This window comes from Spiroplasma endosymbiont of Acasis viretata (assembly GCF_964031275.1).
In the GTDB taxonomy this organism is placed as follows: domain Bacteria; phylum Bacillota_I; class Bacilli_A; order Mycoplasmatales; family VBWQ01; genus Spiroplasma_E; species Spiroplasma_E ixodetis_A.
Genome location: NZ_OZ035019.1, coordinates 1097909 through 1115465, shown reverse-complemented (window position 1 = coordinate 1115465; position 17557 = coordinate 1097909). Strand labels below are relative to the sequence as shown.

13 protein-coding genes, 3 rRNA genes and 1 pseudogene are annotated in these 17557 nt (G+C 30.8%); all 17 read left to right on the top strand.

Annotation, left to right across the window (positions count from 1 at the left end; genetic code table 4):
- Positions 1–15: 15 nt before the first annotated feature.
- Positions 16–1068 carry an ATP-dependent 6-phosphofructokinase gene (locus AAHM96_RS06200; protein WP_342272966.1) on the top strand — a complete coding sequence of 351 codons (1053 nt, stop codon included), beginning with the start codon at positions 16–18 and terminating at the stop codon, positions 1066–1068.
- Between the two features lie 18 nt (positions 1069–1086).
- Complete coding sequence (pyk, locus tag AAHM96_RS06195; RefSeq protein ID WP_342272965.1) at positions 1087–2493, top strand: pyruvate kinase; 1407 nt, start codon at positions 1087–1089, stop codon at positions 2491–2493.
- A 43-nt stretch (positions 2494–2536) separates the two neighbouring features.
- A complete protein-coding gene (thrS, locus tag AAHM96_RS06190) occupies positions 2537–4471 on the top strand; it encodes a threonine--tRNA ligase (RefSeq protein WP_342272964.1) in 1935 nt (644 codons plus the stop codon).
- Positions 4472–4782: 311 nt separating this feature from the next.
- Positions 4783–6304: ribosomal RNA gene (locus AAHM96_RS06185) — 16S ribosomal RNA — on the top strand.
- 191 nt (positions 6305–6495) lie between these two features.
- Positions 6496–9433, top strand: a 23S ribosomal RNA gene (locus AAHM96_RS06180).
- A gap of 82 nt (positions 9434–9515) precedes the next feature.
- Positions 9516–9622: ribosomal RNA gene (gene rrf / locus AAHM96_RS06175) — 5S ribosomal RNA — on the top strand.
- The 16S, 23S and 5S rRNA genes sit together here, the layout of an rRNA operon.
- A gap of 161 nt (positions 9623–9783) precedes the next feature.
- Positions 9784–10514 (top strand): annotated as a pseudogene (locus tag AAHM96_RS08565) (DNA alkylation repair protein); the annotation flags it as partial.
- Between the two features lie 89 nt (positions 10515–10603).
- A complete protein-coding gene (locus AAHM96_RS06165) occupies positions 10604–11236 on the top strand; it encodes a hypothetical protein (protein WP_342272962.1) in 633 nt (210 codons plus the stop codon).
- Between the two features lie 122 nt (positions 11237–11358).
- Positions 11359–11853, top strand: coding sequence for a hypothetical protein (locus AAHM96_RS06160; protein ID WP_342272961.1), 495 nt, complete (start codon positions 11359–11361; stop codon positions 11851–11853).
- A gap of 297 nt (positions 11854–12150) precedes the next feature.
- Positions 12151–12693, top strand: a complete 543-nt coding sequence (gene infC, locus AAHM96_RS06155) for a translation initiation factor IF-3 (RefSeq protein ID WP_339042334.1) — start codon at positions 12151–12153, stop codon at positions 12691–12693.
- A 16-nt stretch (positions 12694–12709) separates the two neighbouring features.
- On the top strand, positions 12710–12898 hold the full coding sequence (gene rpmI, locus AAHM96_RS06150) for a 50S ribosomal protein L35 (protein ID WP_174480739.1): 189 nt from the start codon (positions 12710–12712) through the stop codon (positions 12896–12898).
- Positions 12899–12914: 16 nt separating this feature from the next.
- Positions 12915–13274 (top strand): 50S ribosomal protein L20, encoded by a 360-nt coding sequence (gene rplT, locus AAHM96_RS06145; RefSeq protein ID WP_281749155.1) that lies wholly within the window; start codon positions 12915–12917, stop codon positions 13272–13274.
- A 232-nt stretch (positions 13275–13506) separates the two neighbouring features.
- Positions 13507–14367: a hypothetical protein gene (locus tag AAHM96_RS06140; protein ID WP_342272960.1), complete on the top strand. Its 861-nt coding sequence runs from the start codon at positions 13507–13509 to the stop codon at positions 14365–14367.
- A 31-nt stretch (positions 14368–14398) separates the two neighbouring features.
- On the top strand, positions 14399–14902 hold the full coding sequence (locus tag AAHM96_RS06135; protein ID WP_338960903.1) for a dUTP diphosphatase: 504 nt from the start codon (positions 14399–14401) through the stop codon (positions 14900–14902).
- Between the two features lie 35 nt (positions 14903–14937).
- Positions 14938–15645 carry a SprT family zinc-dependent metalloprotease gene (locus AAHM96_RS06130; protein WP_342272959.1) on the top strand — a complete coding sequence of 236 codons (708 nt, stop codon included), beginning with the start codon at positions 14938–14940 and terminating at the stop codon, positions 15643–15645.
- Positions 15623–16414 carry a TrmH family RNA methyltransferase gene (locus AAHM96_RS06125; RefSeq protein ID WP_281749159.1) on the top strand — a complete coding sequence of 264 codons (792 nt, stop codon included), beginning with the start codon at positions 15623–15625 and terminating at the stop codon, positions 16412–16414. The genes AAHM96_RS06130 and AAHM96_RS06125 overlap by 23 nt, the downstream gene beginning before the upstream one ends.
- A gap of 64 nt (positions 16415–16478) precedes the next feature.
- Positions 16479–17543: a phenylalanine--tRNA ligase subunit alpha gene (pheS, locus tag AAHM96_RS06120; RefSeq protein WP_338975912.1), complete on the top strand. Its 1065-nt coding sequence runs from the start codon at positions 16479–16481 to the stop codon at positions 17541–17543.
- The last annotated feature ends 14 nt before the right edge of the window (positions 17544–17557 follow it).

Sequence of the window (17557 nt, the reverse complement as noted above, 5' to 3'; positions counted from 1 at the left end):
AGAGGATGACTAAATATGCAAGAATTAAATAAAAGAAGAATTGGAATCTTAACTTCTGGTGGTGATTCACCAGGTATGAATAATGTTATTAATGCAGTATATAAGACTTTTCGTGGTATAAATCATGAAAATAGTAAAATTGCTACTGCTGATAAAAGACCATTTGAATTAGTTTTAATAAAAAATGGTTATAAAGGAATAATGACAAATGACATTCATGTTATTGATAACAATTGAGCAAATTTAATTGATCTAGGGACTGAGATGGGGGGAACAATCATTGGGTCTGCTCGTTTTAGAGAATTTGAGCAAGAAGAAACTCGTAAAAAATGTATTGAAATTTTAAAATCTAAAAAAATTGAAGGTTTAATTGCTATTGGTGGTGATGGCACATATAATGGTTTGCAAAAATTAAGTAATGAAGCAGCTATTCAATGTGTGGGTATTCCAGGTACTATTGATAATGATATTAGTTCAAGTGAGTTTACTATTGGTTTTGATACCGCTCTTAATACAATTGTTGAAAATCTTGATAAAATTCGTCAAACCGCTAATTCTCATGGAAGAATTATGATTGTTGAAGTAATGGGTCGTAATTGTGGTGACCTTGCTCTTCATAGTGCTGCTGCTGCAAATTGTGATTTAGTTGCAACTAAAGATTTAGGAATTGGAGAACAGTCATTGATTGATATTATTAAACAGTTGTACACTAAAAAACAATGTCGTTCATTAGTAATAGTAGTAACTGAACGTCAATATGATGTTAATAAAATAGCTAAAATCATTGAAAAAGATACTGATTGTGAAACAAGAGCAGTAATATTGGGTCAAATTCAACGTGGGGGAACACCAAGTGCATTTGATCGTTATTTATCAACAATGATGGGTATTTTTGCTGCCGAAAGATTTGCAAATAGTAATAAATCTAGTATTTGTATTGGATTACAAGATAATAAATTAGTAGCTATTGAAATTCAAGATGCATTAAACACACCTTCAATAAATAAAAATAACGTTGCTAATAAAATTTTACGTTTGTCAGGAGTTATTTTTAAAAAAAATACTTAATAAAAAGAGGTGAATAATTTGATATCAATTATAAAAAGAACTAAATGTGTAACTACTTTAGGACCTGCTTCAAATTCTGCTGATGTTATTAAACAACTAATAGAAAATGGCTCAATTTGTGGGCGTTTAAATTTTTCTCATGGTACTCATGATGAACATTTAGCAAGGGTTTTAATGATTAGAGAAGTATCTAAACAATTAAATGTACCAGTTGCTATTATGTTAGATACTAGAGGTCCAGAAGTTAGAACACATACCTTTACAAAGGGTAGTGTAGAAATCAAAAAAAATGAAATTATTACGATAATTGATAATAAAGAGATTATTGGTACTGCCGATAAGTTTTCTGTAAATTATGGTAATTTAGCAAAGGATATTAAAGTTAATGATAATTTACTAGTAGATGATGGTAAATTAACATTAAAGGTTACAGCGGTTAAAGATCATACTGTTATTTGTCAAGCTTTAAATACACATACTATTAAAGATCGTCGTGCTATTAATATTCCAAATGTTAAATTGTCTTTACCTTTTATTTCTGAAAAAGATAGAGCAGATTTAATTTTTGGTTGTCAGCAAAAAGTAGATTATGTTGCTGCATCATTTGTTTGTTCAGCAGCTGATATTAAAGAAATCCGCAAAGTTTTAGATGATAATGATGGTAAACATATTCAAATCATTGCTAAAATTGAATCACAATTAGCAGTTAATAATTTTGATGAAATTTTAAAAGAATCAGATGCTATTATGGTTGCTCGTGGTGATTTAGGAGTTGAAATTCCTTTTGAAAAAGTTCCTTTTTTAGAACGTGAATGAATTAAAAAATGTCGTACTGTTAACAAACCGATAATTGTTGCTACGCAAATGCTAGATTCAATGATAGATAATCCTCATCCAACACGCGCTGAAGTTACTGATGTTTGGGTTGCTATGGATTGGGGAGCAACATGTACAATGTTATCGGGTGAATCTGCCAATGGTAACTATCCTGTGTTATCAATTGCAACAATGAGTAAAATTCTTGTTGATGCTGAAAGTCATCAAGAACAGAGTAAAATTGCTACTGATTTATTCCATACAAAAGATCAATTAGTTGCTAAAACTATTAAAAAAATTATTGAAGAAAAACCACAATATTTAATTACTAATAGTCAAGATAGTAATTATATTAGAACTATTGCTAATGCTCATTTGCCAGTTTATATAATTCCTATTGTTAATAATGTTATTGATTATAATAAATTTGCAATAAACTTTGGAATTTATACTTTTTTAGCAGTTGAAGGAATTCCAGTAGAATTAAGTAATTCTTCGCAATTAGTTAAAAGCATTAGTAGCACTTATATAATCGCTACTAAATCAAAAGTATTAGTAGTAGATATTAATAATAATACTAATCCTTTTACAACTTTTATTGTCAAATAACCTAGTACTACTGAGGTAAATTAGAAAAGGAATTAGGTAAAACATGAAAATTAATGTAATTAAATTAAATGGCAAAACGATGACTTATAATATTGAAAATCCAATTACTGGTTATCAATTATTAAAACAGGAAAATGAAAATATAGATTCTTCAATTATTGCTTTTACTCTGAATGGACAATTAAAAGATTTATATTGAGAAATTAAAGAAGATGCTGAAATCAAGTTTATTAAAAAAGATGATGCTTTAGGATGAACTATTTTAAATTATGGATGTGCTATGATTTTAGCTCATACTATTAAATTAATGTATCCACAAGCGTTAATTACGATTGCTAATACTAATGATAATGGTTTTTATTTAGATTTTGATTATGAAAAGCGACTTTCTAATGATGAATTAATTAAAATTGAAGAGAAAATGCGTGAAATTTTAATAAAAAATATTGAAATTAAAAGAGTTTGTCAAACTAAAGAAGAATCTTTAAAAACTCATAAAGACAATCCTTTTGCTTTAGAATATATTAAATTAAATCATGTTAATGGATTAAAATGCTCTTATTTAGTTGATAATAAGACTTTAGTAGTGGCATCGGGTGTTGCTATTAATAATTCTTCATCAATAAAAGATTTTAAATTATTAAGTATTACTGGTGCATATTGATTAGGAAATGATAAAAATAAACAATTACAGCGCATTTCTGGTATTTGTGATTATTCAAAAGTAAAATTAGTAGATAAACTTAATGAACTTGAAGAACGAAAAAATCGTGATCATCGCAAACTAGGTAAAGAATTAAATATTTTTACTTTTAATGATGATTGTGGTAAAGGATTATCTATATTTTTACCAAATGGTATGGTTATTAAAAAAGTTTTGCAGAAATATTTGAGAAAACAAGAATTTATGTGAGATTATCAAGAAGTATCAACACCAGTTTTAGGTTCTGTTGAATTATATAAAAAAAGTGGTCATTGAGATCATTATCGTGAAAATATGTTTACTCCAATTAAAAAAGAAGAAGAACAATTGGTATTAAGACCAATGACTTGTCCTCATCACTGTATGATTTATAAAAGTGCTCTTCGTAGTTATAAAGATTTACCTTTGCGTTTAAGTGAGCATGCTTTATTATATCGTTATGAAGCAAGTGGTGCTTTAACTGGTTTAGAACGAGTAAGAAGTATGGAATTAACTGATTCTCATATTTTTGTTAGATTTGATCAAATGAAAACAGAATTTAAACGTTGTTATCAGTTAATTGCTGAGGTTTTAAAAACTTTAAATATTAAAATTGATTATTTATCATTATCTTTACGAGATCCTGCTGATAAAGAAAAATATTTTAATGATGATAAAATGTGAAATCAAGCAGAAACAGCATTACGTGAAGTATTAGATGAATTACAATTAGAGTATAAACCAATGATTGGTGAGGCTGCTTTTTATGGACCAAAATTTGATGTTCAAATTAAAACAGCATTAGGTCATGAAATTACAATATCTACTATTCAATTCGATTTCTTATTACCGAAAAAGTTTAATTTAACTTATATTGATGAAAATAATAATGAAACAAATCCAGTTATTGTTCATCGAGGATTAATTGGTACATATGAACGTTTTATTGCCACATTATTAGAACAAAATAAAGGCGTTTTTCCACTATGATTAGCACCAAGGCAAATTGCAATTTTACCAATAAATGAAAAAGAAAAAACCTTAGAATATGCTAATAAATTATTGCAAACTTGTAAACAACATAATTTACGAACTGAAATTATTAGCAGTGGAACTATTGGCAAACGTATTGTTGAAACACAAACTCAAAAAATTCCTTATCAAATTATTATTGGTGATAAGGAAATAGAAAATAATAATTTAAGTTATCGTCAGTATGGTCAAAAAGAAAGTAAAATTGTTACTTTATCAGAATTTTTAAAATTATTAACAAAACAAGTTGAGAATAAAATATAACTATAAAAATTAAAAAAACCATTTAAGGTTCTAATTCTTAAATGGTTTTTTAGTTAATTAAGCAATTTAATTTTACTAAGTATATTAGTAAAATTTAAACCATTTTTTTATACGAAAAAAATATTTATATTTTTACTATTATTTTCATTGACATTGGGTTTTGTTTTCTGTAAGATACTTATTGTGCCCGAAAATAAATGGGTTACAAACTAGAAAAAACGATCTTTGAAAACTAAATAAAACAAGAATTAATCCGTCAATTTTTTATTAAAAATTAAATAAGTCAGACATCATCTTTTAACAAAAACAATTTTATTGAGAGTTTGATCCTGGCTCAGGATTAACGCTGGCGGCATGCCTAATACATGCAAGTCGAACGAAAGTAGCAATACTTTAGTGGCGAACGGGTGAGTAACACGTATCTAACCTACCATTTAGTGGGGAATAACTGTTGGAAACGACAGCTAATACCGCATATGTTATTTATTTGCAATGATAAATAATGAAAGGAGCATTTGCTTCGCTAATTGATGGGGATGCGGCGCATTAACTAGTTGGTAAGGTAATGGCTTACCAAGGTAACGATGCGTAGCCGATCTGAGAGGATGAACGGCCACATTGGGACTGAGACACGGCCCAAACTTCTACGGAAGGCAGCAGTAGGGAATTTTTCACAATGGGCGAAAGCCTGATGGAGCAATGCCGCGTGACTGATGAAGGTCTTCGGATTGTAAAGGTCTGTTGTAAGGGAAGAAGTGCTAGAATAGGAAATGATTTTAGTATCGACCATACCTTACCAGAAAGCCACGGCTAACTATGTGCCAGCAGCCGCGGTAATACATAGGTGGCAAGCGTTATCCGGATTTATTGGGCGTAAAGCGTGCGTAGACGGTTTTGCAAGTCTGAGGTTAAATTTAGGGGCTTAACCCCTGACCGCCTTGGAAACTACATTACTAGAGTATAGGAGAGGTTAGTGGAATTTCATGTGTAGCGGTGGAATGCGTAGATATATGAAGGAACACCAGTGGCGAAGGCGGCTAACTGGCCTATTACTGACGTTGTGGCACGAAAGCGTGGGGAGCAAATAGGATTAGATACCCTAGTAGTCCACGCCGTAAACGATGAGTACTAAGTGTTGCCATGAGGCAGTGCTGTAGCTAACGCATTAAGTACTCCGCCTGAGTAGTATGCTCGCAAGAGTGAAACTCAAAGGAATTGACGGGGACCCGCACAAGCGGTGGAGCATGTGGTTTAATTCGAAGCAACGCGAAGAACCTTACCAGGTCTTGACATACCTTGCGAAGCTATAGAGATATAGTAGAGGTTAACAAGGATACAGGTGGTGCATGGTTGTCGTCAGTTCGTGTCGTGAGATGTTTGGTTAAGTTCAGCAACGAACGCAACCCTTGTCCTTAGTTGCCAGCATTAAGTTGGGGACTCTAAGGAGACTGCTAGTGTAAGCTAGAGGAAGGTGGGGACGACGTCAAATCATCATGCCCCTTATGACCTGGGCTACACACGTGCTACAATGGCTGATACAAAGAGTCGCTAAACCGCGAGGTCAAGCAAATCTCAAAAAGTCAGTCTCAGTCCGGATTGAAGTCTGCAACTCGACTTCATGAAGTCGGAATCGCTAGTAATCGCGAATCAGCAATGTCGCGGTGAATACGTTCTCGGGTCTTGTACACACCGCCCGTCAAACCACGAGAGTTGGCAATGCCAGAAGTCGGTGTCCTAACCGCAAGGAGGGAGCTGCCAAAGGCAGGGTTGATGATTGGGGTTAAGTCGTAACAAGGTATCCCTACCGGAAGGTGGGGATGGATCACCTCCTTTCTATGGAGTTTAGTTTCTAATAAGAAACCAAGACAACAAGAAAAATTAGATGGATGATTTATTGGATTACTTCTTTTGTTCTGTTTAGTTTTCAGGGATTGTTTTCTCTGAGCAATTGTTCTTTAAAAACTGGATAATAGACATCTTTTAAAAAAATAAGATAATTTTTATCTTGCAATAGGATATTCTAAAAATAAATTATTAAGAGCGTATGGTGGATGCCTTGGAATTGGAAGACGATGAAGGACGCGATTACCTGCGATAAGCTTCGGGGAGCTGGAAATAAGCTTTGATCCGGAGATGTCCGAATGGGGAAACCCACTATCTTTAATCAGATAGTACTGTACAATGAATTCATAGTTGTGCAGAGTGATACCTAGAGAATTGAAACATCTTAGTACCTAGAGGAAAAGAAAGCGAATGCGATTCCCTTAGTAGCGGCGAGCGAAAAGGGAACAGCCTAAACCAGTCGTCAGACTGGGGTTATAGGACTGTCTATTAGGTTCGACCTATGAAGAGTTACAAAATTTATATATAGCAGAAGTTGTTGGGAAGCAAAGCCATAGATGGTGAAAGCCCAGTATGCGAAATGTATAAATCTCTTGACAGTATCCTGAGTACGGCGAGGCACGTGGAACCTTGTCGGAATTTGCGCAGCCCACTGCGTAAGGCTAAATACTAACCAATTACCGATAGTGAACCAGTACCGTGAGGGAAAGGTGAAAAGTACCCCGAGAGGGGAGTGAAATAGTTTCTGAAACCATATGCTTACAACAAGTCGGAGCCCGTTAATGGGTGACGGCGTGCCTTTTGTAGAATGAGCCGGCGAGTTACGATTACATGCAAGGTTAAGTTGAAAAGACGGATCCGAAGTGAAAGCGAGCCTGAATAGGGCGTTTAGTATGTGGTCGTAGACCCGAAACCAGGTGATCTAGCCATGAGCAGGTTGAAGTTAATGTAACAGTTAATGGAGGACCGAACCAACGTTCGTTGAAAAGACCGTGGATGACTTGTGGCTAGCGGTGAAATTCCAATCGAACCTGGAGATAGCTGGTTCTCCCCGATATAGTTTTAGGACTAGCGTCAGAATTAGTGCAATGGAGGTAAAGCTCTGAATGTATGATGGCCCCACCTCGGGGTACTGAATGCAATTAAACTGCGAATGCCATTGTTACATATATGGCAGTCAGTCTATGGGTGATAAGGTCCATGGACGTGAGGGAAACAGCCCAGATCATCAGCTAAGGTCCCCAAATCAATGCTAAGTGGAAAACGATGTGGAATTGTTCAGACAGCTAGGAGGTTGGCTTAGAAGCAGCCATCCTTTAAAGAGTGCGTAACAGCTCACTAGTCGAATGATTCTGCGCGGAAAATGTACCGGGGCTAAGCATTGTACCGAAGCTATGGGTCTATATATATGTTTACATATATTGTGGGCGGTAGGGGAGCGTTCTAATCTGCGACGAAGTTAGACCGGAAGGACTAGTGGAGCGTTTAGAAGTGAGAATGCCGGCGTGAGTAACGATTGAAGGTGAGAATCCTTCATGCCGATTGACCAAGGTTTCCTGGGCTAGGTTCGTCCAACCAGGGTTAGTCAGGACCTAAGGCGAGGCCGAAAGGCGTAGTCGATGGATAACAGGTTGATATTCCTGTACCACCATGGTGACTGATGGAATGACGGAGAAGGCTAAAATGTCCCAGTGGTTGGTAGTGCTGGGCTAAGTACAAAGAGGGTTGTGTAGGCAAATCCGCACAGCGTTAACCTTGAAGTACGATGGGGAGTGAACGGTTCGCTTAGTAACGAAGCATTTGATACCATACTTCCAAGAAAAGTTTCTAAAGACATCACCATGGTGCCTGTACCGAGAACGGACACACGTGGTCAAGGAGAATATCCTAAGGCAAGCGAGATAACTATAGCTAAGGAACTCTGCAAAATAACCCCGTAAGTTAGCGAGAAGGGGAGCTCATAGCAATATGAGTCGCAGTGAAGAGGTCCGGGCGACTGTTTAGCAAAAACACAGCTCTCTGCTAAGTCGTAAGACGATGTATAGGGGGTGACGCCTGCCCAGTGCTGGAAGGTTAAAGAGATTTGTTAGCGTAAGCGAAGCTTTGAACTGAAGCCCCAGTGAACGGCGGCCGTAACTATAACGGTCCTAAGGTAGCGAAATTCCTTGTCAGGTAAGTTCTGACCCGCACGAAAGGCGTAACGATCCGGACGCTGTCTCGGCTATAGACTCGGTGAAATCTTAGTACCTGTGAAGATGCAGGTTACCCGCGATTAGACGGAAAGACCCCGTGGAGCTTTACTACAACTTGATATTGAATTTTGGTGTAGTTTGTACAGCATAGGTGGGAGACGTTGATATGCAGACGCTAGTAGGCATGGAGTCACCATTGGGATACCACCCTTGCTATATTGAAATTCTAACTTGAGACCATAATCTGGTCTAAGGACAGTGTCTGGTGGGTAGTTTGACTGGGGCGGTCGCCTCCTAAAAAGTAACGGAGGCGCCCAAAGGTACCCTCAATATGAATGGAAATCATATGTAGAGCGCAAAGGTAAAAGGGTGCTTGACTGCAAGACATACAAGTCGAGCAGGAACGAAAGTTGGGCTTAGTGATCCGGCGGTGCTGTGTGGAAAGGCCGTCGCTCAACGGATAAAAGTTACCCCGGGGATAACAGGCTAATCTCTCCCAATAGTTCATATAGACGGGGAGGTTTGGCACCTCGATGTCGGCTCATCGCATCCTGGAGGTGTAGTCGCTTCCAAGGGTTGGGCTGTTCGCCCATTAAAGCGGTACGCGAGCTGGGTTCAGAACGTCGTGAGACAGTTTGGTCCCTATCTGTCGTGGGCGCAAGAAATTTGAGGAAAGCTGTTCCTAGTACGAGAGGACCGGAATGGACCTACCTCTGGTGCACCAGTTGTCACGCCAGTGGCACAGCTGGGTAGCTATGTAGGGCATGAATAAGCGCTGAAAGCATCTAAGCGCGAAGTCAGTTCCAAGATGAGATTTCTCATTCGAAAGAAGTAAGATCCCTTGAATACTACAAGGTTGATAGGTCAGGTGTGTAAGCATAGTGATATGTTCAGCTTACTGATACTAATAGATCGAGGATTTATTGAAGAATATATTCTCTATTGCAAATCAAAAGTAATCAAATTTAAAGATGTCTTTTTCTAGTTTTTAGGGAGCAATTGCTAAACTATTTGGTGTCCATGGCGGAGTGGTCACACCTGTTCCCATCTCGAACACAGCAGTTAAGCACTTCAGCGGCGAAAATACCAGCAATGGGAAAATAGCACGATGCCAAATTTTTTTTATTGTTAATCTTAATCTAAAAATTAAGATTTTTTTAATTTTTACATTAAAATAAGTAAATAATTTTATTTTTAATTTATGATTGTTTTAAACCACTTATACATTCTGCTATTGATAAATCATTTTTTATTCATCAATATTATTAAACGCTTGCTTGATCTAAGCATGATAATGAGCATGTGCGACGACTTGCTAGTGAAGGTTGTCGTCCTCAATTACCATGAGGACAAGCATTAACAAATTTTAAAAAAACCCATATCCAATCCTTAAAATTTTACAACAATTAAAAGCCAATCCCTCTTTTTATGTTCGTAAAAGTGTAGCAAATAATTTAAATGATATTTCTAAAACACATCCTGACTTGGTTACAAAAAATGCAAAGGAATGATATGGTAAAAACAATCATACTGATTGGATTGTAAAGCACGGTTGTAGGACCCTTTTGAAAAAAGGCAATATGGAGGTAATGAAAATCTTTGGTTTTACCAATATTGATTGTGTAAATGTGATTGATTTTGCTTTAGGTGCTGAATTTGTTTCTATTGGAGAAAATATGACTTTTTCTTTTAAGATTGAGACAAAAAAACCAATCAAGGTACGATTAGAATATAGTATTGATTATGTGAAAGCAAGTGGTAAACGGAATCGTAAAATATTCCAAATATCAGAGATATATTTAAAGGAAAATGTGAAGAAATTTTACGCAAAAAAAAATTGCTTTGCAGATATAAGTACAAGGATTACAGGAACTCATTCAATTTCACTTATTATGAATGGTACTACTTGAGGTACATTAATTTTAAGATGTTGGCTATTAAATAGTCTAATTAATTATTTAATTAACCTACATATCAATTTAATTAGAATTACAAAGTTGGAAAATTAAAAGATTTGTATTTTATTTTAAAAGTCTTAATATATATTATATATAGTATACTATAAAAAACTATTAGTAGTATCAAAAAGGGGGTACTTATGAAAACATTAATAAAAACATTAAGTGTTTTAACACTTGCAACAACAACAGGAAATTTAACTAATGTATTAAACACAATTGAAGAAAAAACTAATATTGCAACTAATTATATTCAAAATAAAAAAAGTTTAGAAAATAAACATAGTGCAATTAACTTAGCAGATATAATAGTAAATAATAATTTAGGACTTATTAATAGTGGGAAGGATTTAGCACCATCTAAAATGAGTTTACTAATAGGTATTATTGAAGCAAATCATGCAATTAAATCATTAACTATTAATGATTTTGATATTAAAAGACAAGATAATAGTACTGCTACAATTATTGGTAAAGGTGATTATATAGGAACAGTTAATTTGTATTATAGTATTACTAATTTTGTTTCTCAAAAATTAACAAATGGAAACATTTATGCTTTAGGTGTTGATTCACAAGGTAATATTTTTAGAGCACAAGAAGATAAGGTTTATAAGATTACTCCAACAGGATTAGAAATTTTATTGTCAGGATTAGAAGGATATTGGGCAGTTAGAGCCTTAGTAATTGATAATGAAGATAATGTTATGTTGGTAGTGATAATGGTTTTGTTTATAAGAGTGATGGTGTACGTAGTTTTGAAAAAATTATAATACCAGGACCAAAAAACTGAATTTGAGCTTTAACATTTGATAAAAATACTGAAACTGTTTATGTTGGTAGTAATACTAATACTGGTGTATGCAAAATCAGTAAAAATGGAAGCACTAGTTTAATGCAAGGAACAAATGGTGATCATATTCATAGTTTAGCAGTTGGTTCAGATGGCTCAATTTATGCTGGTGATGATGATCGTGGAATAATTTATAAAACTGATAAAATAAGTCAAACTTTTGGAATATTTCAACAAATAAACGATGGGCATCAAATTGATAGTTTAGTAGTTGACAAGGATAATACTGTTTTTGCTGGTTCTTGAAATGGTCGTCTTTATAAGATAAAGAATGGAATATATGAGGTAATATTAGAAACAAATCCAAACCACGATGTTAAAGGTTTAGTCATTGATAGAGATAATAATTTATTTGTTGGTATTGACTCTAATAAAGTATATAAAAAAATAGAAGATACAAATTTATGTTCTGAATTATCTGGAATAAAAAATACTGATGATCATATTTTTGCTTTAGCAGTTGGTCCAGATGATTGAATTTATGCTGCTGGATCGCAAGGAATCTTATATACAGCTAAAAATTTTAATAAAATATAGGTTATATATAAGTAATTAGTATTAAAATTAATAAAAATAAAAGACTTGCTTGCTAATTATATAGTAAGTTTTTTTATTTTTATTTAAATTTATGTACTAACATATTAAAAAAATCTTGTAATTTATTAAAAATCTAATATAATAATAGTTGACATAAAGAAAGTAGTTTTTACGCTCACCTGATAACTAAGTTGTTATAGGTTCAATGCTTTAAATTTTTATTTTTAAAATAAAGTTTTGTAGTGGTGAGTGTGCGTTTTAGCAGAATTTTATTTATGCAAATTAAAGGAGGTATGTATGGCTTTTAAAAATAATGATAATTTATGAAATAGTAATATTCCCTTTTATGAATTTTTATTAATTGGTAATGAGGGTACTAATTATGGCTTAATGAAAAAAAATGATGCTTTAAAAAAAGCAGAAGATTTAGGATATGACCTGTTATGTATATCACCAAATGCTAAACCACCTGTTTGTAAAATGTTTAAATTTGATACATATCGTTTTGAACAACAAAAAAAGGAAAAAGAAGTTAAAAAAGCACAAAAATTAACAATTGTTGAAGAAAAAGAAATTCGACTAAGTGTTGTTATTGATAACAATGACATTAAAACAAAGGCAAATAAGGCTCGTAAATTTCTAAGTAATGGTAACAAAGTAAAAGTTACATTAAAATATCGTGGTCGTGAATTACATAATCCTGAAGCAGGATTTGAAGTAATTACAAAATTTTATAAAGAATTAGAAGATATTTGTATTTATGATAAAAACTTTGATAAAAAAGAAAAAAATATACAAACTATTTATCTTTTTCCAAAAAAGAAAAATCAAGAAAATTAACAATAGGAGGTAAAATATGCCAAAAATGAAAACAAAAAAAGCTTTAAAAAAAAGAATTAAAGTAACAGGAAGTGGTAAATGAATGCGTAGTGGTGCTTTTGTTTCTCACTTAGCTCAAAATAAAACAACAAAACAAAAACGTCAATTACGTGGGTGAAGTGAAGTATCTGCTTCTGACTATAAGCGTTTAAAAGATTTAATTTAGGAAGGTGACAAAATAAATGGCTAGAGTTAAAGGCAGTTATACAACTAATCATCGTCGTAAAAAAATACTAAAAGCAGCAAAAGGATATTATGGAGCAAAACATAGTTTATATCGTACAGCAAATGAACAAGTAATGAACTCATTAGCATATGCTTATCGTGATCGTAAAAATTGTAAACGTGAGTTTCGCAAGTTATGAATTCAAAGAATTAATGCAGCTGTTCGTAATTATGATTTATCATATTCACGTTTTATTGATGGCTTAAATAAATCTAATATTAATCTTAATCGTAAAATATTGTCTGAGTTATCAATTAATCAACCAGAAGAATTTGAGAAATTAGTTTTGGCATCAAAATCTGCTTTAGCAAAATAATTAATTGCAAATTTTATATAAATTAAAAACACTTATAATAAATTTAATTTATTTCAAGTGTTTTTAATTTATAAAATTATGATAAGTTTTGGAAATGTATTTAATATAAATTTCAAAGAATATTTTTTTATCACAAACTTTGTTTTATAATATATTTAATGGTAAAATTAAAAAATAAATTCGCTTCTTAGTATAAAAATAAGAAAGAAATTTAAAAAAGAGGGGGGCCATTATGCAATTTGTTTTTCTTGGATTTTTTGATGGTAATCCACAAGCAGTTATTAATCCTTTATTTGGTATGTATTATTGAATTGGGTTATCTATATCATTATTCTTGATAATTAGTTTATTTATTTTTAAAAGGTTTTATGCTAATTTAAGTAAGTGCTATAGTTTTAAATATAGTTTAGGTATTTTTCAAATACTTTTATATATTAGTTTTTATATTGTTCATGGATTGAATGGAGATAATTATCAATGGTATGATTATTTTCCTTTTCAATTATGTTCGGTATTAAATATTACTAGTGGTATATTATTAATTATTCCTAATAAAAGTTTATTTAATATTACTTTTCCTTTAATTGGTCTTGTTATTTTGGCATTTTTATTACCAGATAAAACAAAATGAGTTTTTGGTCCACAGCATTTTCTTTATTGAAATTATTATTTTATTCATATTATTATTCTTTTTTCTTATTTACTTTTATATTTATATGGTCATATTGAATATGACAAAATATATATCAAAAAAAGTATATTATATTTAACTTTATTTGGTGGTGGTGTTTTTATTTTTAATACTTCCTTTGGTACTAATTACTTATTTATTGGAAATGCCGGTTATACAGCAAGTTTTGGTAAAAAAGTATTAAACACTTCAGTGTGGTTACCAATTTTACGTTTTACATTTATGTCTGTTGTTGGTATTTCATTACTAGTTTTAACATATATTTTTATTATAAAAACTTTATCTCCTTTTTATTTAGAAAAAGGAACAAAAATTAATGCTATTTACAAAGATAAAAAATCATTAATTACAAAATTTTATAAAAAATTAAATTTAAAAGATAAAAAAATAATGAAATCTTAATTAATAATTAAAAAAAGAAAGTGAGTTAATTATGTTAAATTCAAAACAATTTTCAACAATTATCCAACTTCAAAATGAGTTAGATAAAAAAATAATTATTAATCGCGGTGTTAGCGATATTAAAACATTAAATTCTAGATTTTTAGCACTTTTAGTTGAATTAGGTGAATTTGCAAATGAACAAAGATGTTTTAAATATTGAAGTTCAAAACCAAGTAGTGAAAAATCAGTAATGCTTGAAGAATATATTGATAGTCTTCATTTTATTCTTAGTATCGGTAATAGCCTTAATATTGATTTTCAAAATTTTAGTTTTTCAGAAAAAACAAATTATCAAGATCTTAATCTTGCATTCATTGATTTATTTGCTTTTGTTACAACTTTTTTTAAATCAAAATCAAGTAATGATTTTTTTGAATTATTAAATATTTATTTTACAATTGGTAAAAAATGTAACTTTAATAGTGAAGACATTATTTCTTGTTATATTTATAAAAATGAAATAAATCATTTACGACAATCACAAAATTATTAATGGAAATAAGTGATCGTTTTATTTAGGAGATTAAAATGACTAATGTTAAAATTTTCAATTATAATAATACAAAATGAGAGTACATTATTACATATAAACAACAAAAACATATGTATTTAAAAGTGCGCAATGATCAAATTATTATTAGTGCTCCATTTTTTATGCAAGAAAAATTAATTGAAGATTTCATTTTAAAAAGTTTACCTAAAATTTTAAAAAAGAAAATTATATTAAAACCTAATATTGTTATTAATAATAATGACAGTTATCTTTATTTTTTAAGTAAAAAATATAAATTAATTACTAAGTATCATTCAAAAAAAACCATTATTTATTTTGAATTTAATAATTTGGTAGTATGCACAAATATTCAAGATGATAAGCAAATATTAATTAAAATTCAAAAATTTTTAAAAGAAGAGTCAAAAAATATTTTTATGAGTCGTTTACAATATTGATCAGAAATTATGAATATTGAGTTTTCAGTACTAAAAATTCGTTCGATGTTAAATAAATGAGGTGTTTGTCAACCAAATACTAAAATCATTACACTTAATTATAAATTAATTCATTTTGATTATGCTGTAATTGATTATGTTATAATTCATGAGTTAACGCATATAATTCATGCTCATCATAAAAAAACATTTTGAAATTTTGTTGCTCAATATTGTCCAGATTTTCAAGATTGTCAAAAAATATTAAAACAAGGAGTTATGGATGAAACAAATAACCTCACTTAAAAATCCAATAATTCAAGAATTAGTTTTATTACATGAAAGAAAACATCGCAATGTTAAAAAAAAGTTTTTAATTGAAGGAGAACATTTAATTAGTATTGCATTATTAAAAAAAAGATTACTTGCAGTATATGTTGATGAGAAGTATTTAGACAAATATGCAAATTTATTAAAAGATTGTAATAATATTGAAGTTATTGTTGTAAATAGTATGATTATTAAAAAAATTTCACAACAAAAAACACCACAACCAATAATTGGCGTTTGTAATATTGTTAAACCTTTAAATTATTTTTATTCTTCTCATATTATTCTAATTGATACAATTCAAGATCCAGGTAATTTAGGAAATATTTTACGCAGTGTTACTGCTTTTAATATTTCTGAAGTATATTTATCGAATGAAAGCGTTGATTTATATAATCACAAAGTAATTAGTGCAAGTCAAGGAGCTATTTTTTATACTAATGTGTATTATGAAAATTTTGATCAATTTTTATTAAAAGTAAAAAATGCAAATTATATGATTTATGGTACATTTCTACATGAAGATAATAGTACTAATTTATCTGAAATTACCTTTAAGCAAAAGAATGCTTTTTTATTTGGCAATGAAGGACAAGGCATTAATAAAAAGTATAAAGATAAAATTAATAGTAATATTTTTATTCCAACTTCTTTTAATGTTGAATCATTAAATTTAGCAACAAGTATAGCAATAGTAACGTATTGCTTATTTACTAGTAATATATCTAGTAATATATTAAAATAAATTATACTTATTTTGAATTATAAAAATTTAATTATACATATTAACAAATTAATGGAGGAATAGAATGTTAGCGGTTAACGATTTAAAAAAAAGATTAGAAATTATTAGACAGCAAGCATTTAATAATATTGATGAAGTTGCTGATTTACATAAATTGCAAGTTTTAAAATCACAATATTTAGGTAAAAATTCGGATATTAATAATATATTAAAATCTTTAGAAAAGTTTCCTCATAATTTTAGAATTGAAATTGGTCAAGCAGCTAATAAATTAAAAAAAGAAATTAATGAATATATAATAAAAAAATTTAATGAAATTGAGAAAGATAACATTAATAAGCGTCTTAAATCTTCAGAAATTGATTTAACACTACCGGGTATTGATTTTAATATTGGTCACATCAATCCTCTATTAAAAACTGTTACCGAAATATCTGAAATTTTTAAAAATTTGGGTTATCAAATCATTAGTGGTAATGAAGTAGAAAATGAAGAATATAATTTTAATCGCTTAAATTTACCATTTGATCATCCAGCAAGAGATATGCAAGATACTTTTTATCTTGAAAATAATAATGACAAACTTAATCGTTGATTATTAAGAACACACGCTACAAATATGACTGCACGCATTCTTAGCGAGCAAGATAAAAATTCAAAAGAAACCACGGCTATTATTAGTTTAGGAAATGTTTATCGAAAAGATGATGATGATGTTACTCATTCTCATCAATTTATGCAAGTTGATGGGTTTTTAGTTGGTTCTAACATTACTTTTGCAAATTTAAAATGAACATTAAATTATTTTTGTCAGCAATTTTTTGGTATGGAAACTAAAACAAGATTACGTCCTAGTTATTTCCCATTTACGGAGCCTTCAGTTGAAGTAGATGTAAGTTGCCCAAAATGTAATACAGAAGGTTGTTCATTATGTAAGTATACTGGTTGAATTGAAGTTTTGGGTGCTGGTATGATTCATCCAAATGTTTTTATTGCTGCTGGTTTAGATGAAACAACAGCAGGTTTTGCCTTTGGTGTAGGCATTGAAAGAATTACTATGATTAAATATGGCATTGACGATATCAGATTATTTTATAATAATGATTTTCGATTCTTAAAACAATTTTAAAAATTAAAAGGAGT